This window comes from Limnohabitans sp. Hippo3 (assembly GCF_003063665.1).
Lineage (GTDB): Bacteria > Pseudomonadota > Gammaproteobacteria > Burkholderiales > Burkholderiaceae_C > Limnohabitans_A.
Genome location: NZ_NESF01000001.1, coordinates 410043 through 431529, shown reverse-complemented (window position 1 = coordinate 431529; position 21487 = coordinate 410043). Strand labels below are relative to the sequence as shown.

The following is a 21487-nucleotide window of genomic DNA, read 5'->3' as shown; positions in this document are numbered from 1 at the left end:
TGGAGGCTTGAACAAAATTATGTCCAGTACCACTGTTGCCGAGTTCGCCAATGAGCTCAAAAAACCTGCCGATGTCCTGCTGGATCAATTGCGATCCGCGGGCGTTGCCAAAACCTCCGACAGCGACACGCTGAACGACACCGACAAGCAAAAGCTGCTGAGTTATCTGCAAGCCAGTCACGGCACCGTGACCGGTGACCGCAAAAAAATCACGCTGGTCAAAAAGTCCACCAGCGAGATCAAGCAAGCCGATGCTTCGGGCAGAGCCCGCACGATCCAGGTGGAAGTGCGCAAGAAGCGCACCCTGATCAAGCGCGACGATGAGCCTGTTGCGCCAGCTGAAGAGCCCGCCATCGACCATGCGGAGCTGGCGCGTCGTGAAGAAGAAGCCCGCCGCCAGGCCGAGTTGATCAGCCGCCAGGAGCAGGAACTCGCCGAGAAGCGCCGTGTTCGCGAAGCGCAGGAAGCGCAAGAGCGTTCGGAGTTGGCTGCTCAAGAAGCCAAGGCCCGTGCCGATGCCCAGGCGCTGGCCGATGCGGCAGCCCAGGCTGCCGGTCAGGCTGCGGCTGCCAAGCCCGCATTGAGCCGCGAAGACCGCGAGCAACTCGCTCGTGCCGAAGCGGCCAGCATCAACGCCGCATCGCAGGCCAAATCCGCGCCTGTGGTTTCTGCCGAAAGCCAGGCTGCAGCCAAGGCTGCCGAGCTGGCTGAGGCGGCTGCTGCCAAAGCCAAGGCCGAACAGGCCGCCCGTGAAGCTGCGGCTCAAAAAGCGGCTGCAGATTCGAAGGCCAAAGCCGACGAAGAAACAGCCCGCGCCCTGGATCTGGATGCGCGTCGCCGCAAGGCGCTGGCCGAAGCCGAGGCCATCCGCTCCATGATGAACGCCCCTAAAAAGGTGTTGGTCGCCAAGAAAGATGAGCCCAAGGTGGAAGCCAAGGCGCCAGTCAAGGGCACCTTGCACAAACCCGCAGGCACCCCTGCTCCAGGCGCGCGCGCAGCCGCTGGACAAGCCGCAGCGCCCTCTGGTCCCGGTGGCAACAAGGAAGTCAAATCGGCCAAGCTGTCCTCCAGCTGGGCAGGTGATCCCGCCAAGAAAAAAGCCATCCCCACCCGTGGTGACACCAGTGGTGGCGTGGGTCGCAACAACTGGCGTGCTGGGCCGCGTGGTCGCCGTGGCAACGAACGTGACCGTGACGAGTCCCAAACACAGCAGGCCCCGGCCGAAGTGCGCGTGCTGGAAGTGCACGTGCCCGAGACCATCACCGTGGCCGAGTTGGCCCACAAGATGGCCATCAAGGCTTCCGAGGTCATCAAGCACCTGATGAAGCTTGGCCAGATGGCCACGATGAACCAGCCCTTGGACCAGGACACCGCCATGATCGTGGTGGAAGAAATGGGGCACAAGGCGGTTGTAGCTGCTTTGGATGATCCCGAAGCCTTCACCGACGACGAAGTGTCCGACCAACACGCTGAATCTCTGCCGCGTGCACCCGTGGTCACTGTCATGGGTCACGTCGACCACGGCAAGACCTCGCTGCTGGACTACATCCGCCGGGCCAAAGTGGCCTCTGGCGAAGCCGGTGGCATCACGCAGCACATTGGCGCCTACCACGTCGAGACGCCTCGCGGCATGATTTCCTTCCTGGACACCCCCGGTCACGAGGCCTTCACGGCCATGCGTGCACGCGGTGCACAAGCCACCGACATCGTCATCCTGGTGGTGGCGGGTGACGACGGCGTCATGCCCCAGACCAAGGAAGCCATCAAGCACGCCAAGGCCGCGGGTGTGCCGATCGTGGTGGCCATCAACAAGATGGACAAGCCCGACGCCAACATCGAACGCGTGCGCAGTGAACTGATCGCCGAAGAAGTCGTGCCCGAAGAGTTCGGTGGCGATTCACCTTTCGTTTCCGTGTCGGCCAAGACCGGCATGGGCATTGACGAGCTGCTGGAGCAAGTGCTTCTGCAAGCCGAAGTGCTGGAACTCAAGGCCCCGGTGCAAGCCGCCGCCAAGGGTCTGGTCATCGAAGCGCGTCTGGACAAGGGTCGTGGTCCTGTGGCCACCATCTTGGTGCAGTCGGGTACTTTGAACACCGGCGATGTGGTGCTGGCAGGTCAGACCTTTGGCCGTGTCCGTGCCATGCTGGACGAAAACGGCCAGCCGATCAAATCGGCAGGTCCTTCGATCCCTGTGGAGATTCAGGGTCTGACCGAAGTGCCACAAGCCGGTGACGAATTCATGGTCATGGGCGACGAGCGCCGTGCCCGCGAAATTGCCACTTACCGTGCGGGCAAGTTCCGCAACACCAAGCTGGCCAAGCAACAAGCGGCCAAGCTCGAAAACATGTTCACCGACATGTCGGCGGGCGAAGTCAAGATGCTGCCGATCATCATCAAGGCTGATGTGCAGGGTTCGCAAGAAGCCCTGGGTGCTTCCTTGCTCAAGCTGTCGACCGAAGAGGTCAAAGTTCAGCTGGTGTATGCCGGCGTGGGTGGCATCAGCGAGTCGGACATCAACCTGGCCATCGCTTCCAAGGCCATCGTGATCGGTTTCAACGTGCGCGCCGATGCTGGCGCCCGCAAACTGGCCGAAGGCAACGGCGTTGACGTTCATTACTACAACATCATTTATGACGCTGTGGACGAACTCAAGGCCGCGATGTCTGGCATGTTGGCACCCGAGCAGCGCGAAGAAATCATGGGCATGGCCGAAATCCGCACCGTGTTCGTGGCATCCAAGATCGGCACGGTGGCGGGTTGTATGGTCACGTCGGGTCAAGTCACCCGCAATGCCAAATTCCGCCTGCTGCGCGACAACGTGGTCATCTACACCGGTGAACTCGACTCGCTCAAGCGCCTCAAGGACGATGTGCGCGAAGTCAAGGAAGGCTTCGAGTGCGGTATCAAGCTCAAGAACTACAACGACATCAAAGAAGGCGATCAGCTCGAGTTCTTCGACGTCAAGGAAATCGCGAGAACGCTGTAAATGGCGCGTAAAAAGCAGTCCTCTGTGCCCAACCGCGGTTTCCGCGTGGCCGACCAGATCCAGCGTGATCTGGCCGAGTTGATTGCACGCGAGTTGAAAGACCCGCGTGTGGGCATGGTCACGCTCAATGCCATCGAAGTCACGCCCGATTACGCGCACGCCAAGGTTTATTTCAGTGTGCTGACGGGCAACCCCGAAGAAGCCACCGAAGGCCTGAATGCGGCAGCGGGCTTCCTGCGCAATGGTTTGTTCAAGCGTTTGCACATCCACACCGTGCCGACACTGCACTTCTTGTTTGACCGCACCACCGAGCGTGCCTCCGACATGAATGCGCTGATCGCCAAGGCCGTGTCGTCTCGCGCCCAGGAGGACTGAGCATGAACGCGCCACGCACACGGGTGCAGCGGCGCCCTGTGCACGGGGTGCTGCTGCTCGATAAACCGCTGGGTCTTTCCAGCAACCAGGCTTTGCAAAAAGCCAAATGGTTGCTGCGGGCCGAGAAAGCCGGTCACACCGGCACGCTCGACCCTTTGGCTACGGGTGTTCTGCCTTTGTGTTTTGGCGCGGCGACCAAGTTCAGTCAGCAGCATCTGGATGCCGACAAGACCTACGAGACCACGGTGCGGCTGGGTGTCAAAACCAGCACGGCCGATGCCGAAGGTGAAGTGATTGAGACGCGCGAGGTGCGCTGTACCCCGGGCCAAGTGGTCGAGGTGCTGGACCGTTTCATGGGGCCCATCAGCCAAGTGCCGCCCATGCACAGCGCCTTGAAAAAGGACGGCAAGGCTTTGTACGAATACGCCCGCGAGGGCGAAACCGTGGAGCGAGAAGCGCGCCACGTGGTGATCCATGACCTGGAGTTGCTGGACATGCAACTGCAGGGCGATGCGCCATTTTTGCGTTTGCGTGTGCATTGCAGCAAAGGCACCTACATCCGCACGCTGGGCGAAGACATCGCCGAAGCGCTGGGATGTGGTGGCCATTTGAGCGCTTTGCGTCGTGTGGTTACCGGGCCTTTTGTGGAAGCCCAGTGCGTGACGCTGTCGGCGCTCGAGCGCATGGACGACAACCAGCGGCTGGCGGCTTTGCGGCCTGTGGATGTGCTGCTGCCGGGCTACACCGAGGTGAGTCTGGGCAGCGAGAACGCCGGAAGATTTTTGAGTGGGGTGCGCCGACGCGGCCCCTGGAATGATTGTGATCAAGTCGTGGTGTATGGAGAGCATCCTCGTGCCTTGCTGGGAACAGCACATGTGCACGGCGGCGAATTGATTCCGGGTCGATTGTTGAGCCCGATCGAAATTCAACAGATTTTGGAAAAATCACCTGTCAACGTGCCTTTGCTGGCCGAGCAGGTTTAAAGGAAGAGAAAGCATGAGCAAGCAAATTCGCAACATCGCCATCATCGCGCACGTTGACCATGGCAAAACCACCATGGTGGACCAGCTGCTGCGTCAGTCGGGCACTTTCGCCGAACACGAAAAAGTGGTCGACACCGTCATGGACAACAACGCCATCGAACGCGAGCGCGGTATCACCATCTTGGCCAAAAACTGTGCCGTGAGCTGGGAAGGCACCCACATCAACATCGTCGACACCCCCGGCCACGCGGACTTCGGTGGTGAAGTGGAGCGCGCTCTGTCCATGGTCGACGGCGTTGTGTTGTTGATCGACGCGCAAGAAGGCCCCATGCCCCAGACCCGTTTCGTGACCAAAAAGGCCTTGGCCTTGGGCCTCAAGCCTATCGTGGTGGTGAACAAGGTCGACAAGCCCGGCGCCAACCCCGATAAAGTCGTGAACGCCGCTTTTGACCTGTTCGACAAGCTCGGTGCCAACGACGAGCAGCTGGACTTCCCTGTGGTGTATGCCTCCGGTATCAACGGCTGGACATCGCTCGAAGAAGGTGCCCCCGGCGAGCAGTGGGGCCCGGACATGTCGGCCCTGTTCAACACCGTGCTCAAGCACGTGCCGCCAAACAGCGGTGATCCTGAAGCCCCTTTGCAGCTGCAAATTTCTGCGCTCGACTTTTCCACTTTTGTGGGCCGCATCGGCGTGGGTCGCATCAGTCAGGGCAAAGTCAAGCCCGGCATGGATGTGCTGGTCATGGAAGGCCCGGACGGCTCGACCGTCAAGGGCCGTGTCAACCAGGTGTTGACCTTCCAGGGTCTGGACCGTGTGCAGGTGACCGAAGCCGGCCCTGGCGACATCGTGTTGATCAACGGCATTGCCGACCTGAACATCGGCGTGACCGTCACCGATCCCCTCAAGCCCACACCGCTGCCCATGCTCAAAGTGGACGAGCCCACGCTGACCATGAACTTCTGCGTGAACACCTCGCCATTGGCCGGTCGCGAAGGCAAGTACGTCACCAGCCGCCAGATCTGGGACCGCCTGCAAAAAGAACTGCAGCACAACGTGGCCCTGCGTGTGAAGGAAACCGACGAAGACGGTATCTTTGAAGTGGCCGGTCGTGGTGAATTGCACCTGACCATCCTGCTGGAAAACATGCGCCGCGAAGGCTACGAGCTGGCCGTCTCCAAACCCCGCGTGCTGTACCGCGACATCAATGACGAGCGCCATGAGCCGATCGAACTGGTCACCGCCGACATCGAAGAAACCCACCAGGGTGGCGTGATGCAGGCTCTGGGTGAGCGCAAGGGCGAGCTGGTCAACATGGAACCCGATGGCCGTGGCCGCGTCCGTCTGGAATACCGCATCCCGGCCCGTGGCCTGATCGGTTTCACCAACGAATTCCTGAACCTGACCCGTGGTTCCGGTCTGATCTCCAACATCTTTGACGGTTACGAGCCGCACAAGGGCGAAATCGGCGGCCGCAAAAACGGCGTGCTGATCTCGATGGACGACGGTGAAATCTTCACCTACGCCCTGGGCAAGCTGGACGACCGTGGCCGCATGTTCGTCAAGGCGAATGACCCGGTGTACGAAGGCATGATCGTGGGTATCCACAGCCGCGACAACGACCTGGTGGTCAACGCCACACGAACCAAGCAGCTGACCAACTTCCGTGTGTCCGGCAAGGAAGATGCGATCAAGATCACGCCCCCGATCGACCTGACCCTGGAATACGGCGTCGAGTTCATCGAGGACGACGAGCTGGTCGAAATCACCCCCAAGAGCGTGCGTCTGCGCAAGCGCTTCCTGAAGGAAAGCGACCGCAAGCGCAACAAGTGATTGGCTGACCCATCATGCGCATGACCCACGGCATGGCCGTCTGGACCATGGTGGGCGTGACCGCCCTCTGGTCCATGGCCGGGGTGGTGACGCGGCACCTGGAGCAAGCCCGCAGCTTCGAAGTCACCTTCTGGCGCAGCTTTTTCACCGTGCTGTCCTTGCTGGTCATCTTGCCTTTGTGGCAGGGCAAAAGCGTCTGGTCGCGGCTGCCTTGGCGCAGCCCTTACTTCTGGTTCTCCGGCCTGTGCTGGAGCGTCATGTTCACGGCCTTCATGGTGGCGCTCACCCTGACGGCCGTGGCCAATGTGCTCATCACCATGGCGGTGGGCCCTTTGCTCACCGCCTTGATCACCCGCATTTTTTTGGGCCATCGCTTGCCTGCCCGCACTTGGCTGGCCATTGTGTTGGCGGGTATCGGCATTGGCTGGATGTACGGTTCGCAGCTGAGCCTGGGTGATCCGAATTTTCTGATCGGTTCCTTGGTGGCGTTGTGTGTGCCCCTGGCGGGCTCGGTGCAATGGACGCTGGTCCAGAAAAGCCAGAGCGAAGGCCAGAACCTGGACCTCGTGCCCTCGGTTTTGCTCGGGGCCATCCTGTCCACCTTATTGACTTTGCCCTTGTCTGTGCCGTTTCAGGCCTCGACCCACGATGTGGGTTTGTTGGCGATTCTGGGCTTGTTCCAGTTGGCCATTCCCTGCGCTTTGTCGGTGGTGTGTGCCCGCGTGCTCAAGGCGCCTGAGGTGGCCTTGCTGGCTTTGCTCGAAATTGTTTTTGGCATTGCACTGGCGTGGTGGGGTGCCAATGAGGCCCCCCAGCTGAGCGTGCTTTTGGGAGGCTCCCTGGTTTTGGGGGCCTTGCTTCTCAATGAATGGTTAGGCTGGAGACAAAACAATGTCTGATGTCATCGCACAAATCGAAGGCCGCATCGGCTGCATCACCCTGAACCGCCCCAAGGCGCTCAACGCCTTGTCACTCGACATGGTGCGGGCCTTGACCCGGGCCTTGCGCGATTGGCAAACCAACGACCAAGTGTTGGCCGTGGCCGTGCGCGGCACCGGCAAGGAAGGGCCGTTTGGCGCATTTTGCGCAGGCGGTGACATCCGATTTTTTCACCAGGCAGCACACGCAGGCGATGCGTCGCTGGGTGACTTTTTCACCGAAGAGTACCGCCTGAACCACCTGATCCACACCTACAGCAAGCCTTACATCGCCTTCATGGACGGCATCGTCATGGGTGGCGGCATGGGCATCAGCCAGGGCGCCAGCGTGCGCGTGGTGACCGAGCGCACCAAGATGGCCATGCCCGAAACCAACATCGGCCTGTTTCCGGATGTGGGTGGCGGTTATTTTCTGAGCCGTTGCCCGGGGCGTCTGGGCGAATACCTGGGTCTGACAGGGCAGATGCTGAGCGGGGCGCAAGCCGTGGCCGCCAAATTGGCCGACATCGCGCTGCCCAGCGGCATGCTCGAGCCGATCTGGCAAACCTTGATCAGCAGCCCCTTTGAGAACGCCGAGTCGGTGGAGCGCTGGGTACTGGCCCAAGCCGGTGCATTGACGCCAGAAAAGCTCACGCCTCAACCGCAAATTGACGAGGTGTTTGGCTTGCCCTCAGTGGCAGACATGTTGAGCCGATTGGAATCAGCGTCCGATGAATGGAGCCAGAAAACGGCCCACGCCTTGCGTCACCGTTCGCCCTTGATGCTGCATGTGGTGCTCGAACAGATCCGCCGCGCCCGCCAAATGAGCCTGGCCGACGACCTGCGCATGGAGCGCGACATGGTGCACCACTGCTTCCACCTGCGCTCGGTGGCGGACAGTGACACGGTGGAAGGCATCCGCGCCTTGGCCGTCGACAAGGACCACAGCCCCAACTGGAAACCGGCCCGTGTGGAAGAGGTGGACCTGTCTGAGGCGGCACGTTTCTTTGTGAGCCCTTGGCCATCGGACCACCACCCCTTGCGCGATTTGGCGTGATTTGTAGGTCGGTGGCTTGAACCCCGACATGGGTTTCTCATGAAAATTGTCGGGGCTCAAGCCGCCGACCTGCACAAGGATACCCAGCTGTTGCTGATCAGCGGTCGCGGTGGCGGCTTTTCATGGCGCGTTCCACTTCGCGCTTGCCTTCGCGGTCCTTGATCGTGTCCCGTTTGTCGTGCTCGGCCTTGCCCTTGGCCAGCGCGATGTCGCATTTGACCTTGCCTGACTTCCAGTGCAGGTTGATGGGCACCAGGGTGTAGCCCTTTTGTTCGATCTTGCCAATCAGCCGCTTGATTTCATCCTTCTTCAGCAGCAGCTTGCGCGTGCGTGCGGCTTCGGGGTTGATGTGAGTGGAGGCGGTTTTGAGCGGGTTGATCAGGCAGCCGATGATGAACAGCTCGCCGTTGCGGATGACCACGTAACCATCGGTCAGCTGGACCTTGCCTTCACGGATGGCCTTGACCTCCCAGCCTTCGAGCACCATGCCGGCCTCGTAGCGTTCTTCGAAAAAATAATCGAAAGCGGCCTTTTTGTTCTCGGCGATCTTGGCAAAGGTGGGGGCAGCGGGGGACTTTTTGGTGGTGGCCATGTGGAACAGATAAGGACGGCACAGCCGTTCGCAAGGGTGTGCAGCCGGGCGATGCGCCTGCAGGCGCGTCGAAAAACTACAATCGCTGCATTGTATGAAGAATATCCACAAGTCCGTTCTGATCTGGTACTCGCCAGAAGAAATGTTTCGCCTCGTGACCGACGTGGCGCGTTACCCCGAGTTTTTGCCTTGGTGTGACCGCGCCAGCGTGCTCGAAACCGATGCCCAAGGCATGGTGGCCGAAGTGGGCATCAGCCTTGGCGGCCTGCAGCAAACCTTCACCACCCGCAACACCCACGAAGAAGGCCGATCGGTCGGCATGAGCTTGGTCAAAGGCCCGTTTTCCAACCTCAGCGGCATGTGGCGCTTCACGCCCGTGGGCGACGGCACGCAACGCGCTTGCAAAGTCGAGCTGGATTTGCAATACGGCTTTTCCAGCAAGACCCTGGCCGCCCTAGTGGGGCCAGTTTTTGACAAGATCGCGGCCAGCCTCGTCGATGCGTTTGTGAAACGCGCCGAGGCGGTTTATGGCTGAGCCCATGCTGCGTGTTGTCTTGTGCTGGAGCCTAGGGCCACGGCATGTGCATGAAATGGCTTTGCAAGTGCCAGAAGGCAGCACCGTGCAGGACGTGCTGGAGCAGGGCGTGGCGCAGTGCCAGCAAGACAAGCCCTCAAGCGACAGCGCCTCCTTGTCATCGCTCCAGTTTCAACAGCCCGGCATCTGGGGCAAAAAAGTGCCTTGGACGCAGGTGGTGAAAGCCGACGACCGCATCGAGCTGTACCGCCCACTCAAGGTGGACCCCAAAGTCGCACGCCGCCAACGCTTCAAGCGTCAGGGCAAAGGCCGCACAGGCCTGTTTGCCAAGCGCAAAAGCGGCTCTGCTGCGGGGTATTGACACACCATGCAAGCCCTTTTGAACGCCATCGCCCAGATGGCCAAAACTGCCGATGCCTGCCGGGTGTTCCATGGTCGTGGTGGTTTGTTCCCCGGCTGCGAACACTGGACGCTGGACTGGTTCGCGCCCGTGTGGTTCTTGACCAGCTTCAAACCCGTGAGCGAAGACGAGCTGGCCCTGTGCCACCAGGCTCTGGCGCAGCGCTGGGAAACCTTGGCCCCTGGCGAGCCGCTCAATTGGGTGTTCCAGTGCCGTGCACAAGGCGAAGCACAAACCCGCCTCATGGCCGGCAGCGTGCCCGAGCCGCATGTGGTGAGCGAGCAGGGCGCCCAGTACCTGGTGCATGTGATGCGTGGGCAAAACCATGGTCTGTTTCTGGACATGGCCAATGGGCGCGAGTGGCTGAAGGCCCATGCGCGTCATGAAAACATCCTCAACCTGTTTGCTTACACCTGTGCCTTTTCGGTGGTGGCGCTGCAGGGCGGGGCGGCGCAAGTGGTCAACCTCGACATGAGCCAGGGCGCATTGGCCGTGGGTCAGCAAAACCACCGCCTGAACGACTTGCCTGCCAAGGCCCGTTTTATGGGCCATGACATCTTCAAGACCTGGGGCAAGATCCACAAAATGGGGCCGTACGGCGTGATCGTGATCGACCCACCCAGCTACCAAAAGGGCAGCTTCATCGCCACCAAGGACTACATCAAGCTGATCCGCCGCTTGCCCGATTTGCTGGAGCCGCAAGGCCATGTGCTGCTGTGCCTGAATGCGCCCGAGCTGAACACGGCTTTTTTGCATGCGCAGGTGGCCGAAGCCGCGCCCGGACTGCGTTTTGTCGAGCGCCTGGCCAATCCGGCGGCTTTTGCCGACATCGACCCGGAAAAGTCACTCAAAGTGCTGCATTACCAAAACGCCTGACCGCGCAGAGGGCCCAGGTAGGCCCTGTTTTTTGCGTTTTGGGCAGGGAAATCCCTTGGCGGGCACGGGTACAATCCATTTTTTGGAGCCTTAGCTTATGCGCCTACTCGGTAAAGCCCTTACTTTCGACGACGTTCTCCTCGTCCCCGCTTACTCCCAAGTCCTGCCCAAGGACACGTCGCTCGCGACACAATTCACCCGCAATATTCGCCTGAACCTGCCCCTGGTGTCCGCTGCCATGGACACCGTGACCGAAGCGCGTTTGGCGATTGCCATCGCGCAAGAAGGCGGCATTGGCATCGTGCACAAAAACCTCACCGCGCAAGAGCAAGCCGCCCAAGTGGCCAAGGTCAAGCGCTACGAGTCCGGTGTGCTTCGCGACCCGGTCGTCATCACCCCCGACACCACCGTGCGCCAGGTCATGGCCTTGTCAGACGAGCTGGGTGTCTCGGGCTTTCCGGTGTGCGACGGCGGCAAGGTGGTCGGCATCGTGACGGGCCGGGATTTGCGTTTTGAGACCCGCTACGACCAAAAGGTCAGCGAGATCATGACGCCGCGTGAGCGCCTGGTCACTGTGCCTGAAGGCACCACACCCGAGCAAGCCAAGCACCTGCTCAACAAACACAAACTCGAACGCCTGCTCGTGGTGAACGACGCCTTTGAACTCAAGGGCCTGATCACCGTCAAGGACATCACCAAGCAGCTGAACTTCCCCAACGCTGCCCGCGACGGAGCAGGCAAGCTGCGTGTGGGTGCGGCGGTGGGTGTGGGCGAGGGCACCGAAGAGCGCGTTGAGGCGCTGTCGCGCGCAGGCGTGGACGCCATTGTGGTGGACACCGCGCATGGCCACAGCAAAGGCGTGCTCGACCGCGTGCGCTGGGTCAAGCAAAACTACCCGCACATCGAGGTCATTGGCGGCAACATCGCCACGGGCGCAGCGGCATTGGCCCTGGTTGAGGCGGGTGCCGACGGCGTCAAGGTCGGCATCGGCCCCGGCTCGATCTGCACCACCCGCATCGTGGCGGGCGTGGGTGTGCCGCAAATCATGGCGGTGGACAGCGTGGCCACGGCCCTCAAAGGCACGGGCGTGCCTTTGATCGCTGACGGGGGCATCCGCTACAGCGGCGACATCGCCAAGGCGATTGCCGCAGGCGCAGGCACCGTGATGATGGGCGGCATGTTTGCAGGCACCGAAGAAGCGCCCGGCGAAGTGATCCTGTTCCAGGGCCGCAGCTACAAGAGTTACCGCGGCATGGGCTCCATTGGTGCCATGCAGCAGGGCAGTGCGGACCGCTACTTCCAGGAGTCCAGCACCGGTAACCCCAACGCCGACAAACTGGTGCCCGAAGGCATCGAAGGCCGCGTGCCTTACAAAGGCTCGGTCGTGGCCATCATCTACCAGATGGCGGGTGGCTTGCGCGCTTCCATGGGCTACTGCGGTTGCGCCACGATCAACGACATGCACGAGCGTGCCGAGTTTGTCGAGATCACCGCTGCGGGCATCCGCGAAAGCCATGTGCACGACGTGCAGATCACCAAGGAAGCCCCGAACTACCGGGCTGATTAAAATCCGTCTCTGACCTCCAAGGCGTCTGCAACCCAGACGCCTTTTCATTTCTCAAAGAACGACGCTTGCCATGCAGCACTCCAAAATCCTGATCCTCGACTTCGGCTCGCAAGTCACCCAGCTGATTGCCCGCCGCGTGCGCGAAGCGCATGTGTTTTGCGAAGTGCATCCTTGCGACGTGAGCAGCGAATGGGTGCGCGAGTACGCCAAGGATGGCAACCTCAAGGGCATCATCCTGTCGGGCTCGCATGCCAGCGTGTACGAGGTGGATGACCGCGCACCCGATGCCGTGTTCGAGCTGGGCGTTCCGGTCTTGGGCATTTGCTACGGCATGCAAACCATGGCGCAGCAGTTGGGCGGCAAGGTTGAAGCCGGTCACACCCGTGAATTTGGCTATGCCGAAGTGCGGGCGCACGGTCACACAGAACTCCTCAAGGGCATCGAAGACTTCGCCACGTCCGAAGGTCACGGCATGCTCAAGGTCTGGATGAGCCACGGCGACAAGGTCACGGCCATGCCCCCCGGCTTCAAGGTCATGGCCTCGACCCCGGCTTGCCCCATTGCAGGCATGGCCGATGAGTCGCGACATTTCTACGCGGTGCAGTTCCACCCCGAAGTCACGCACACCGTGCAGGGCCAGGCGCTGCTCAACCGTTTTGTGCTCGACATTTGCAAGGCCCGCCCCGACTGGATCATGGGCGACTACATCGAAGAAGCCGTCGCCAAAATCCGCGAGCAGGTCGGTGACGAAGAAGTCATCCTGGGCCTGTCAGGCGGCGTGGACTCGTCCGTGGCCGCTGCGTTGATCCACCGCGCCATCGGCGACAAGCTGACCTGCGTGTTTGTGGACCACGGCCTGCTGCGCCTGAATGAAGGCGACATGGTCATGGACATGTTTGTCGGCAAGCTGCACGCCCACGTCATCCGCGTGGATGCCTGCGAGCTGTTCCTGGGCAAGCTGGCGGGTGTCAGCGAGCCCGAAGCCAAACGTAAGATCATTGGTGGCTTGTTTGTGGACGTGTTTAAAGAGCAGGCCGCGAAACTCAAGGCGGGCGACGGTGGGCACAAAGGCGCGACCTTCCTGGCCCAAGGCACGATTTACCCCGACGTGATCGAGTCCGGCGGTGCCAAGAGCAAGAAGGCCGTGACCATCAAGAGCCACCACAACGTGGGCGGCTTGCCCGAGCAGCTGGGCCTGAAACTGCTGGAGCCGCTGCGCGAACTGTTCAAGGACGAAGTGCGCGAACTCGGCGTGGCCCTGGGCTTGCCGCGTGAAATGGTCTATCGCCACCCCTTCCCTGGCCCGGGTCTGGGCGTGCGGATTCTGGGCGAAGTGAAAAAGGAATACGCCGACCTGCTGCGCCGCGCTGATGCCATCTTCATCGAAGAGCTGCGCAACTTCACCGACGAAGCCACGGGCAAGACTTGGTACGACCTGACCAGCCAGGCCTTCACCGTGTTCTTGCCAGTCAAGAGCGTGGGCGTGATGGGCGACGGCCGCACCTACGACTACGTGGTGGCCTTGCGCGCCGTGCAAACCAGCGACTTCATGACCGCCGACTGGGCCGAGCTGCCGTATGCGCTGCTCAAGAAAGTGTCGGGCCGCATCATCAACGAGGTGCGCGGCATCAACCGGGTCACCTACGACGTGTCGAGCAAACCGCCTGCGACGATTGAGTGGGAATGATCCCCTGAAGCCCTGACCGGAGGTTGACCATGAAAGTTCAAGTTTTTCGAGGCCTCAACATCCTGCTCTGGAGCTTGGCGGCTTTGACGCCCTCATGGGCACAAGACTGGTCTTCGGTCATCACTTCCGAGAAACACGCTTTCCGCGTGGTGACCTTGCTGCCCGGGCTGGAGAACCCCTGGTCGGTGGCGTTTTTGCCCGATGGCCGCATGTTGGTCACCGAGCGGGCGGGGCGTTTGCGCTTGGTGGGGCCAGATTTCCGTTTGGCCGCCCAACCCATTGAGGGCCTGCCGGAGATCGTCGAGCGCGGACAGGGCGGTTTGTTTGATGTGGTGCTGCACCCGCAATATGCGCAAAACGGCTGGATCTATTGGGCTTACAACGCGCCCGGCCCTGGCGGTTGGGGCACGGCCTTGGCCCGGGGCAAATTGCAAGGCCAGCGCATGACCGAGGTTCAGGTGCTGTTCAGCATGCAGCCCAAAACCCGTTCCAGCCAGCATTTTGGTGGGCGCATTGTGTTCGACAAAGCCGGGATGCTTTACCTGACCTTGGGTGACCGGGGCGACAAAGACCGTGCGCAAAAGCTGGATGACCATGCCGGCTCGGTCATCCGATTGCACGATGACGGTCGCGTGCCTGCCGACAACCCCTTTGCCAGGCGGGCCGGGGCCTTGCCCGAAAAATGGACTTTGGGCAACCGCAACATGCAAGGCGCGGCCCTGCACCCCCAAACCGGTGAGCTCTGGACACACGAGCACGGGCCGCAAGGCGGTGATGAGGTCAACGTGATGCGCTCGGGCTTCAATTACGGCTGGCCCGTGATCACCTACGGGGTCAACTACGGGCTGGGTACGCGCATTGGCGAGGGGCAGAGCAAACCCGGCATGGTGCAGCCTTTGCATGTGTGGGTGCCGTCGATTGCACCTTCGGGCATGGCCTTTGTGAGCGGATCGCAGTTTCCTCAATGGCAGGGCGATTTGCTGGTGGGGGCCTTACGCGGCCAAATGCTGGTGCGACTGGTGCTTGATGGCGAGAAAGTGCTGCGCGAAGAGCGTTTGCTGCAAGGCCGCGTGGGCCGCATCCGCGATGTGCGCATGGGGCCGGATGGTCTGGTTTATCTGCTGAGCGACGGCCCCGACGGGGCCTTGATGCGGCTGGAGCCGGTCAAGCCCTGAGTGCCTGGCCTGTGCCTGGCAATTTGGTAACCTCAGCGCACCATGTACCTCCCCCAACAATTCCACCACACCGACCCAGCCATCGCGCAGCGCATCATGCGCGAGCACCCCTTGGCGTCCATCGTGTCGGTGGGGGCAGATGGATTCCCGGTGCTCAGCCAAATCCCGGTGCACTGGCAAGCGGCTTCGCTTTGGCCCGATGGCCTGCAGTCTGAACACGGCGTTTTGCTGGGGCATTGCGCCCGCGCCAACCCGCAGGCGCAGTTGCTGGCCTCGCAGCCGCAAGCTTTGGTGAGTTTCATGGGGCCACAGGCCTACATGTCGCCCAGTGTTTATTCTGAAAAGCAACGCGTGCCCACCTGGACTTATCTGGCGGTGCAGGCCAAGGTGCGCACGCGCATCATCGATCCGCACGAAGACCGCGACCGTTTGCTCAAGTGCCTGATTGCCGAGCATGAGCCGTCTTATGCGCAGCAGTGGCGCGACTTGCCCGAGACCTACACCGGGGCGATGCTGAACGGCATTGTGGCTTTTGAAATGCAGATCACCGATTTGCAATGCGCGGTGAAGCTCAACCAGCACCGACCCGAAGCCCATGCCGCCATGCACGCCGCTTATGCGCAAGGCACAGAGCAAACCCAAGCACTGGCCCGTTGGATGCAAGATCTGGGGCTCGTGCCATGAGCCAGGGCGGAGATGACCTAAAGCAAGATCTTTCTCTGAGCGATGAGCAAGGCATGCGCCTGGCACTGGCGCAAGCTCAATTGGCTGCGGCAGCGGGCGAGGTGCCCGTGGGCGCGGTGGTTGTCAAGAACGGCCAAGTCATCGCCACAGGCCGCAACGCCCCGATTGCCAGCCGCGACCCGACAGCGCATGCCGAGGTGGTGGCCCTGCGCGAAGCGGCGCGGGTGCTGGGCAATTACCGGCTCGAAGGCTGTACGCTGTACGTGACGCTGGAGCCCTGCGCCATGTGCAGCGGGGCCATGCTGCACGCCCGGGTGGACCGCGTGGTGTTTGGCGCAGCCGACCCGCGCACGGGCGTGGCCGGCTCGGTGCTCAACCTGTTTGGCCACCCGCAGCTGAACCACCAGACGCAGGTCACGGGCGGTGTGCTGGCCGAAGAATGCGGCCAATTGCTCAAAGACTTTTTCAAACCCCGGCGTGTGAATGCCGACCCGGTGCGCGAAGACGCTTTGCGCACACCCGATGCCGCGTTTGCCGGTTTGCCGGATTACCCCTGGCAGCCGCACTATGTGAACGATCTGCCCAGCATCGTCGGGCTGCGCATGCATGTCCTGGATGAGGGCACGAAGGACGCGCCGCTCACATGGCTGTGCCTGCACGGCAACCCGGCCTGGAGTTACCTCTACCGCAAGATGATCCCGGTCTGGCTGGCGGCGGGGCACCGCGTGGTGGCCCCTGACCTGATCGGCTTTGGCAAGAGCGACAAGCCCAAGAAGGACAGCTTTCACCAGTTTGAAACGCATCGCCAGTCTCTGCTGGATTTGATTGAGCGGCTCGGTTTGCAGCGCGTGGTGTTGGTGGTGCAGGACTGGGGCGGCATTCTGGGCCTGACCTTGCCCATGGCCGCACCCGAACGCTACAAGGGCCTGCTGGTCATGAACACCACCTTGGCCACGGGCGAGCAGCCGCTCAGTGCTGGCTTTTTGGCCTGGCGCGACTGGTGCCAAGGCCAGCCGCTGTTTGACGTGGGCAAGCTGTTCAAGCGCGGCAACCCCGGCATGAGCCCGAAAGAGATGGCGGCCTATAACGCACCGTTTCCGGACAAAGGCTACCGTGCCGCGCTTCGGGCCTTTCCACCCATGGTGCCGGAGTTCGCCGATTCGCCCGGCGCGGCCGTGTCGCGGCAAGCGCAGGCCTTTTGGCGCGAAGACTGGCAAGGTCAAACATTCATGGCCATTGGCCAGCAAGACTCGGTGCTGGGTGAGCCCGTGATGCGCCAGTTGCAAAGCCAGATCAGGGGCTGCCCCGAGCCGATGCTGCTGCCCGATGCGGGCCATTTTGTGCAGGAGCAGGGCAGGGCGATTGCCGAAGCGGCTGTGCGAAACTTCAAGCCCTGAAAAAGAACACAGCCAATGGCCCACATTTACATTTTTTCTCCCTCCAGCGCGGTACGTGACAAAGCCGCTTTCCGCCGGGGCGTGAAGCGCCTGCAAGCCCAAGGGCATGAGGTGGAAGTCGACGAAGCGGCGCTGGCCAGCCACATGCGTTTTGCGGGCGACGACGCCACGCGCATCGCGGCCATCAGCCGCGCTGCGGCCAGTTGTGCCAACGTGGCGCTGATTTCGCGTGGTGGCTACGGCCTCACCCGCATCCTGCCTGCCTTGCCCTACAAACAGATCGCCAAAGCGATCGATGGCGGCATGCAGTTTGTGGGCCTGAGCGATTTCACGGCCTTCAACCAAGCTGTGTACGCCAAGACCGGGCGCATCAGCTGGCAGGGCCCCGCGCTGGGCGAAGACTTTGGCCCCGAGCAGGAACCTGACGACATCATGCAGGCCTGCTTTGACGACCTGCTGTTGGAGCAAGGCGAAGGCACGGGCTGGCAACTCCCCAAAGCCGAGGCCGAGTGCCGCGTCCTGGTGAAAGACGCGCCCCTTTGGGGAGGCAACCTGACGGTGCTCTCTTCGCTGCTGGGCACGCCCTATTTTCCACAGGTCAAAGGTGGCGTGCTCTTTCTCGAAGACGTGGGCGAGCACCCCTACCGCGTTGAGCGCATGCTCACGCAGCTCTTGCAGGCGGGCGTGCTGGCCCAGCAAAAGGCGGTGCTGTTCGGCCAATTCACCAACTACAAGCTGGTGCCTGCGCACGACAAAGGCTTCAAGCTGGCCACCGTGGTCGACTGGCTGCGCAGCCAGATCAAGGCACCCGTGCTCACGGGGCTGCCCTTTGGCCATGTCGAGACCAAGGTGTTGCTGCCTGTAGGTGCCAAGGTGGACCTTGTCACCGAAGGGCGTGACGCGCTGATGGTTTGGGGCCATATTTAAAAGGCGCTGCCAGGACCACCTGTTTTCTGGCCTGAGGACGCTGAAGTCGGTGGCGGCACCGACGCTTTCAAAATGATGGAGACAAGCATGAAATGGATCGCAAGAATCCTGTTGGTGGCCGTGGTCGCCCTTTTGGCGGCAGGAGGGGCCCTCAGTGTCCATTTGCTGCGCGGCATGCCCCAACTCGATGGCGAAACTTCGCTCAAGGGCTTGTCCGGCCCGGTTCAGATCACCCGTGACGCTTCGGATGTGACCCACATCAACGCCCGCAACGCCTTGGACGCCTGGCGTGCCATCGGCTTTGTGCATGCACAGGAGCGCGGCTGGCAAATGGCGTTCAACCGGCGTGTCATGCGCGGCGAGTTGTCTGAAATCCTGGGCAAGGCCACGCTGGACACCGACAAGCTGATGCGCACGCTGGGCATCATCGGCATGGCCCAGCAGCAGTTGAAAGGCCTGTCTCCAGCCACCCAGGCCGCCTTGCAGGCTTACAGCGAGGGCATTCAGACCGCTTGGCAAAGTGGCGCAGTGCGTCCTTCGCCCGAATTCAAAGTGCTGGGCACCCAGGCAAGCGGCGCCGATGGTCAAACCTGGACGCCCGAAGACAGTGTGGGCTGGGCCCTGATGATGGCCCTGGACTTGGGCGGCAACTGGGGCCAGGAGTTTGCCCGCTTGTCGGCGGGCCAGATTCTGAACAATAAACAACTGTGGCAGCTCTTGCCCGCTTACCCCGGAGAGAAACCGGCCACGGCGGTGGATTTGCCGGGTTTGTATGCCCGTCTGGGTGTCTATGCAGCCACTGCAGCCAAAGCGGCACAAATGCCTGCCGCCGCCAGTCCTTTGGCCCAATGGTCGGCCGACTGGGTGCGCGACATGGGCATTCTGGAGGGCAAAGGCAGCAACAACTGGGTGGTGCCGGGCAGCCGCACCGTGTCGGGCAAGCCCCTGCTGGCCAACGACCCGCACCTGGCCCTGAGTTCTCCGGCCATCTGGTACTACGCCCATCTCCAAGCGCCTGCGGGTGAATTGCCCGGCGGCCACAAACACCCCGCGCTCGACGTGATCGGTGCCACCTTGCCCGGTTTGCCCTTTGTGGTGCTGGGCCGTACCCAAGGGGTGGCCTGGGGCTTCACCAACACCGGCCCCGATGTGCAGGACTTGTACCTGGAGCAACTTGACGCGGCCAAACCCGGCCAATACCGCACGCCTGAAGGCTGGGCCGCTTTCGCCGAACGCAGTGAAACCATCCGCGTCAAAGGGCAGGCCGATGTCGCGCTCAAGGTGCGCAGCACCCGCCATGGTCCGGTCATCAGCGATGTGCAGCCGCAATACCAAGGCCTGCTCGACGCGAGCCGCTATGCCGTGAGCCTGCGCTGGTCGGCGCTCACGCCCGACAACAAAACCATCGAAGCCGGGATGCAAGCCAACTGGGCGCAAACCGTGCCCCAACTGCAAGATGCTTTTGCCGAGCACCATGCGCCCATGCAAAGCGTGGTGATGGCCGACACCTTGGGCCAAGTGGCCTACAAAGCCGTGGGCAAAGTGCCCACGCGTTCGGCCTCCAACGACATCCGTGGTGTGGCGCCATCCCCGGGCTGGCTGGCCCAATACGACTGGACGGGCTGGTTGCCCTATGCGCAAAACCCGGCGGTGGATGCCGCCCAGATCGAAAAGAAGGGCTGGCACGCCACCGCGAACCAGAACATCCTGCCGCCCGGTTATGCCCATTTTGTGGGCGGTGACTGGACCACGCCCGAGCGCTTCGATCGGATCGAGCAGTTGCTGGCGGCCACGCCTCGCCACAGCCTGCAAAGCATGCAGACGATCCAGAACGATGTGCTGTCCCTGGGGGCCAAAACCTTGCAGGCCAAGCTGGGTCAAGTCAGTTCACAGCATCCCTTGGCCCCGGCAGCTTTGAAGCTGTTGGCCGGGTTTGACGGCCAGATGCGCACCGACAGCGCAGCAGCTTTGGTGTTGAACGTCTGGGCCGACGAGTTGACGCGGGGCTTGTTGGTGCCACATCTGGGAGCAGAGCGCTTTCAGGCGCTGTATGGCAAGCGCCATTTCCGGGCTGCGGTGGAGGGCATGCTGGACCGCGCCGACGCGTTTTGGTGTGGCCCGGCCGGTTGCCCCGCGCAAGTGAGTTCGGCGCTGGATCGAGCGCTCGACCGCATCGCGGCCAGTCAGGGGCGGGATGTGTCGGCCTGGCGTTGGGGTGCCTGGCACCCGGCCATCAGCAGCCACAAACCCTTTGGCAAGGTGCCTTATCTGAATGCCTTGTTTGATGTGCGGGTGGAAAGTGCCGGAGATTTGTTCACGGTGAATGTGGGCCAGTACTGGGCCAATGACAAGCAAGCCCCCTTTGCCAACCGGCATGCGGCCTCCATGCGGGCGGTGTACGACCTGAGTGAAACGGGTCAGTCGGTTTTCATCTACCAGACGGGCCAGTCTGGCCATGCGTTTGATCCGCGCAGCCGCGACATGGCGCGGCAGTGGGCGCAAGGGGCCTACAGGGCTTTGCAACAACAGCCCACCGCCGTGTTGCACCGCATGACGCTGAGGCCCTGAACGGCCCTGGCGTGGGCCGTGTCGAGTTCAGGCGCGTCGCTGTGCGACAAAGCCGGAGAGATAAGCCGACAGCCAAACAGGGGACAGGTCCTTGTTGAGCACTTGAATGCTGACCGTCGGGCCACCCGTTTTGGCCGCAGGCAACAAATCCTCTTCAGGACTCAGGATCAGCGTGTGAGCCACGGTATGCCGTGAGCCAACGAATTTCTGCAGAATCTCCAAGGCCTTTTCTTGCTGCTTGCGTGGCTCGGTCATCTGAATGACCAGCAGATCGTGCTTTTCGTTCAGCAGCTCCAGCAATGCCTCGGTCAAAGACTCGAGAAACGAGACCTGGAGCGGCATGTTCCACTGGGTGACCTCTTTTTTCAGGCGCAGGGTCAATTCAGGGGACTCGATCACCATCATGACTTTGGCACGGCGGTCACTGGGCACACGAGGCGGCTCGGCAAAATTGTTGGCGCTTTGGTAGTTCAACACCGAGGCCAGAGAAATGCGGCGGTGCCCCCCAAAGGTTTTCCAGGCCTGCAGGATATTGTTGTCGACCAGCTTTTGAATCGTGGCCATGGACAAGCCCAAACGCTTGGCAGCTTGCGAGCTGGTCAGAAACTCGGCGGTTTCGGGTTCTCGTGTTTCGGTATCGATCAACATGTGTGAAGGCTCTCTCGTATGTGGCAGGCTGGCGGCACGCCTTGGTGTTTTTTTGATTTTTTGAGTTGCTTGACGTTGGGTCATGGCGAAGATGGTTTTAAGCATCAAAATCATTCATCACGGCGGTTTGGATTTTCAAGAAAAACAATTCCCAGGAACATCCCCAATTGGGGATGTTTTGATTGAATTTATTGAAAATATCCAAATAATTAACAAAATTGACGAAGCTCAAGAGCGCATTCAGGGGTGAGCGCTCATCGTTGGCCGTTTTGTCCCGGTGTC

19 protein-coding genes are annotated in these 21487 nt (G+C 61.4%); 17 read left to right on the top strand and 2 right to left on the bottom strand.

Annotation, left to right across the window (positions count from 1 at the left end; genetic code table 11):
• Positions 1-19: 19 nt before the first annotated feature.
• The 6 genes from infB to B9Z34_RS01995 are packed head-to-tail and all read left to right on the top strand — an operon-like array spanning position 20 to position 8149.
• On the top strand, positions 20-2986 hold the full coding sequence (infB, locus tag B9Z34_RS02020) for a translation initiation factor IF-2 (protein ID WP_108426426.1): 2967 nt from the start codon (positions 20-22) through the stop codon (positions 2984-2986).
• The gene (rbfA, locus tag B9Z34_RS02015) at positions 2987-3361 is read left to right on the top strand and encodes a 30S ribosome-binding factor RbfA (RefSeq protein WP_108426425.1); all 375 of its coding nucleotides are present in this window, start codon (positions 2987-2989) and stop codon (positions 3359-3361) included. It begins immediately after the preceding gene.
• A 2-nt stretch (positions 3362-3363) separates the two neighbouring features.
• On the top strand, positions 3364-4344 hold the full coding sequence (truB, locus tag B9Z34_RS02010; RefSeq protein WP_108426424.1) for a tRNA pseudouridine(55) synthase TruB: 981 nt from the start codon (positions 3364-3366) through the stop codon (positions 4342-4344).
• Between the two features lie 13 nt (positions 4345-4357).
• The gene (gene typA, locus B9Z34_RS02005) at positions 4358-6175 is read left to right on the top strand and encodes a translational GTPase TypA (protein ID WP_108426423.1); all 1818 of its coding nucleotides are present in this window, start codon (positions 4358-4360) and stop codon (positions 6173-6175) included.
• A gap of 14 nt (positions 6176-6189) precedes the next feature.
• Complete coding sequence (locus B9Z34_RS02000) at positions 6190-7074, top strand: DMT family transporter (protein ID WP_108426422.1); 885 nt, start codon at positions 6190-6192, stop codon at positions 7072-7074.
• Positions 7067-8149 carry an enoyl-CoA hydratase/isomerase family protein gene (locus tag B9Z34_RS01995; RefSeq protein WP_108426421.1) on the top strand — a complete coding sequence of 361 codons (1083 nt, stop codon included), beginning with the start codon at positions 7067-7069 and terminating at the stop codon, positions 8147-8149. The genes B9Z34_RS02000 and B9Z34_RS01995 overlap by 8 nt, the downstream gene beginning before the upstream one ends.
• A 97-nt stretch (positions 8150-8246) precedes the next feature.
• Here the strand turns inward: B9Z34_RS01995 and smpB are convergent, their stop codons facing one another.
• Positions 8247-8741 carry an SsrA-binding protein SmpB gene (gene smpB, locus B9Z34_RS01990; protein ID WP_108426420.1) on the bottom strand — a complete coding sequence of 165 codons (495 nt, stop codon included), beginning with the start codon at positions 8739-8741 and terminating at the stop codon, positions 8247-8249.
• Positions 8742-8835: 94 nt separating this feature from the next.
• Between smpB and B9Z34_RS01985 the strand changes: the two genes are divergently transcribed.
• From B9Z34_RS01985 to B9Z34_RS01940, 10 genes are all read left to right on the top strand, one after another.
• Positions 8836-9276, top strand: coding sequence for a type II toxin-antitoxin system RatA family toxin (locus B9Z34_RS01985; RefSeq protein ID WP_108426419.1), 441 nt, complete (start codon positions 8836-8838; stop codon positions 9274-9276).
• 4 nt (positions 9277-9280) lie between these two features.
• The gene (locus B9Z34_RS01980; protein WP_233249373.1) at positions 9281-9637 is read left to right on the top strand and encodes an RnfH family protein; all 357 of its coding nucleotides are present in this window, start codon (positions 9281-9283) and stop codon (positions 9635-9637) included.
• A 6-nt stretch (positions 9638-9643) separates the two neighbouring features.
• Positions 9644-10552, top strand: a complete 909-nt coding sequence (locus B9Z34_RS01975; RefSeq protein WP_108426417.1) for a class I SAM-dependent methyltransferase — start codon at positions 9644-9646, stop codon at positions 10550-10552.
• A 97-nt stretch (positions 10553-10649) separates the two neighbouring features.
• Positions 10650-12119, top strand: a complete 1470-nt coding sequence (gene guaB / locus B9Z34_RS01970) for an IMP dehydrogenase (protein ID WP_108426416.1) — start codon at positions 10650-10652, stop codon at positions 12117-12119.
• 70 nt (positions 12120-12189) lie between these two features.
• Positions 12190-13806 carry a glutamine-hydrolyzing GMP synthase gene (gene guaA / locus B9Z34_RS01965; protein WP_108426415.1) on the top strand — a complete coding sequence of 539 codons (1617 nt, stop codon included), beginning with the start codon at positions 12190-12192 and terminating at the stop codon, positions 13804-13806.
• A 29-nt stretch (positions 13807-13835) separates the two neighbouring features.
• Positions 13836-14981, top strand: a complete 1146-nt coding sequence (locus tag B9Z34_RS01960) for a PQQ-dependent sugar dehydrogenase (protein ID WP_108426414.1) — start codon at positions 13836-13838, stop codon at positions 14979-14981.
• A gap of 42 nt (positions 14982-15023) precedes the next feature.
• Entirely contained in the window at positions 15024-15665 is a 642-nt protein-coding gene (locus B9Z34_RS01955) for an FMN-binding negative transcriptional regulator (RefSeq protein ID WP_108426413.1), read from the top strand.
• Positions 15662-17062: a tRNA adenosine(34) deaminase TadA gene (gene tadA / locus B9Z34_RS01950; RefSeq protein WP_108426412.1), complete on the top strand. Its 1401-nt coding sequence runs from the start codon at positions 15662-15664 to the stop codon at positions 17060-17062. The genes B9Z34_RS01955 and tadA overlap by 4 nt, the downstream gene beginning before the upstream one ends.
• 15 nt (positions 17063-17077) lie before the next feature.
• The gene (locus B9Z34_RS01945; RefSeq protein ID WP_108426411.1) at positions 17078-17989 is read left to right on the top strand and encodes an LD-carboxypeptidase; all 912 of its coding nucleotides are present in this window, start codon (positions 17078-17080) and stop codon (positions 17987-17989) included.
• A gap of 87 nt (positions 17990-18076) precedes the next feature.
• Entirely contained in the window at positions 18077-20557 is a 2481-nt protein-coding gene (locus B9Z34_RS01940; RefSeq protein WP_108426410.1) for a penicillin acylase family protein, read from the top strand.
• A gap of 27 nt (positions 20558-20584) precedes the next feature.
• Here the strand turns inward: B9Z34_RS01940 and B9Z34_RS01935 are convergent, their stop codons facing one another.
• The gene (locus tag B9Z34_RS01935) at positions 20585-21205 is read right to left on the bottom strand and encodes a helix-turn-helix domain-containing protein (protein ID WP_158268689.1); all 621 of its coding nucleotides are present in this window, start codon (positions 21203-21205) and stop codon (positions 20585-20587) included.
• Positions 21206-21287: 82 nt separating this feature from the next.
• Between B9Z34_RS01935 and B9Z34_RS14535 the strand changes: the two genes are divergently transcribed.
• Positions 21288-21455: a hypothetical protein gene (locus B9Z34_RS14535; RefSeq protein ID WP_158268688.1), complete on the top strand. Its 168-nt coding sequence runs from the start codon at positions 21288-21290 to the stop codon at positions 21453-21455.
• Positions 21456-21487 lie beyond the last annotated feature (32 nt).

Excerpts from the sequence above, each read along its gene's own strand:
- B9Z34_RS02000 (WP_108426422.1), top strand. The coding sequence starts at position 6,190 with ATGCGCATGACCCACGGCATGGCCGTCTGGACCATGGTGGGCGTGACC.
- guaA (WP_108426415.1), top strand. The coding sequence starts at position 12,190 with ATGCAGCACTCCAAAATCCTGATCCTCGACTTCGGCTCGCAAGTCACC.
- guaB (WP_108426416.1), top strand. The coding sequence starts at position 10,650 with ATGCGCCTACTCGGTAAAGCCCTTACTTTCGACGACGTTCTCCTCGTC.
- smpB (WP_108426420.1), bottom strand. The coding sequence starts at position 8,741 with ATGGCCACCACCAAAAAGTCCCCCGCTGCCCCCACCTTTGCCAAGATC.
- B9Z34_RS01985 (WP_108426419.1), top strand. The coding sequence starts at position 8,836 with ATGAAGAATATCCACAAGTCCGTTCTGATCTGGTACTCGCCAGAAGAA.
- infB (WP_108426426.1), top strand. The coding sequence starts at position 20 with ATGTCCAGTACCACTGTTGCCGAGTTCGCCAATGAGCTCAAAAAACCT.
- B9Z34_RS01955 (WP_108426413.1), top strand. The coding sequence starts at position 15,024 with ATGTACCTCCCCCAACAATTCCACCACACCGACCCAGCCATCGCGCAG.
- B9Z34_RS01980 (WP_233249373.1), top strand. The coding sequence starts at position 9,281 with ATGCTGCGTGTTGTCTTGTGCTGGAGCCTAGGGCCACGGCATGTGCAT.
- B9Z34_RS01975 (WP_108426417.1), top strand. The coding sequence starts at position 9,644 with ATGCAAGCCCTTTTGAACGCCATCGCCCAGATGGCCAAAACTGCCGAT.
- B9Z34_RS14535 (WP_158268688.1), top strand. The coding sequence starts at position 21,288 with ATGGCGAAGATGGTTTTAAGCATCAAAATCATTCATCACGGCGGTTTG.
- B9Z34_RS01935 (WP_158268689.1), bottom strand. The coding sequence starts at position 21,205 with ATGTTGATCGATACCGAAACACGAGAACCCGAAACCGCCGAGTTTCTG.
- B9Z34_RS01960 (WP_108426414.1), top strand. The coding sequence starts at position 13,836 with ATGAAAGTTCAAGTTTTTCGAGGCCTCAACATCCTGCTCTGGAGCTTG.
- truB (WP_108426424.1), top strand. The coding sequence starts at position 3,364 with ATGAACGCGCCACGCACACGGGTGCAGCGGCGCCCTGTGCACGGGGTG.
- B9Z34_RS01940 (WP_108426410.1), top strand. The coding sequence starts at position 18,077 with ATGAAATGGATCGCAAGAATCCTGTTGGTGGCCGTGGTCGCCCTTTTG.
- tadA (WP_108426412.1), top strand. The coding sequence starts at position 15,662 with ATGAGCCAGGGCGGAGATGACCTAAAGCAAGATCTTTCTCTGAGCGAT.
- rbfA (WP_108426425.1), top strand. The coding sequence starts at position 2,987 with ATGGCGCGTAAAAAGCAGTCCTCTGTGCCCAACCGCGGTTTCCGCGTG.
- B9Z34_RS01945 (WP_108426411.1), top strand. The coding sequence starts at position 17,078 with ATGGCCCACATTTACATTTTTTCTCCCTCCAGCGCGGTACGTGACAAA.
- typA (WP_108426423.1), top strand. The coding sequence starts at position 4,358 with ATGAGCAAGCAAATTCGCAACATCGCCATCATCGCGCACGTTGACCAT.
- B9Z34_RS01995 (WP_108426421.1), top strand. The coding sequence starts at position 7,067 with ATGTCTGATGTCATCGCACAAATCGAAGGCCGCATCGGCTGCATCACC.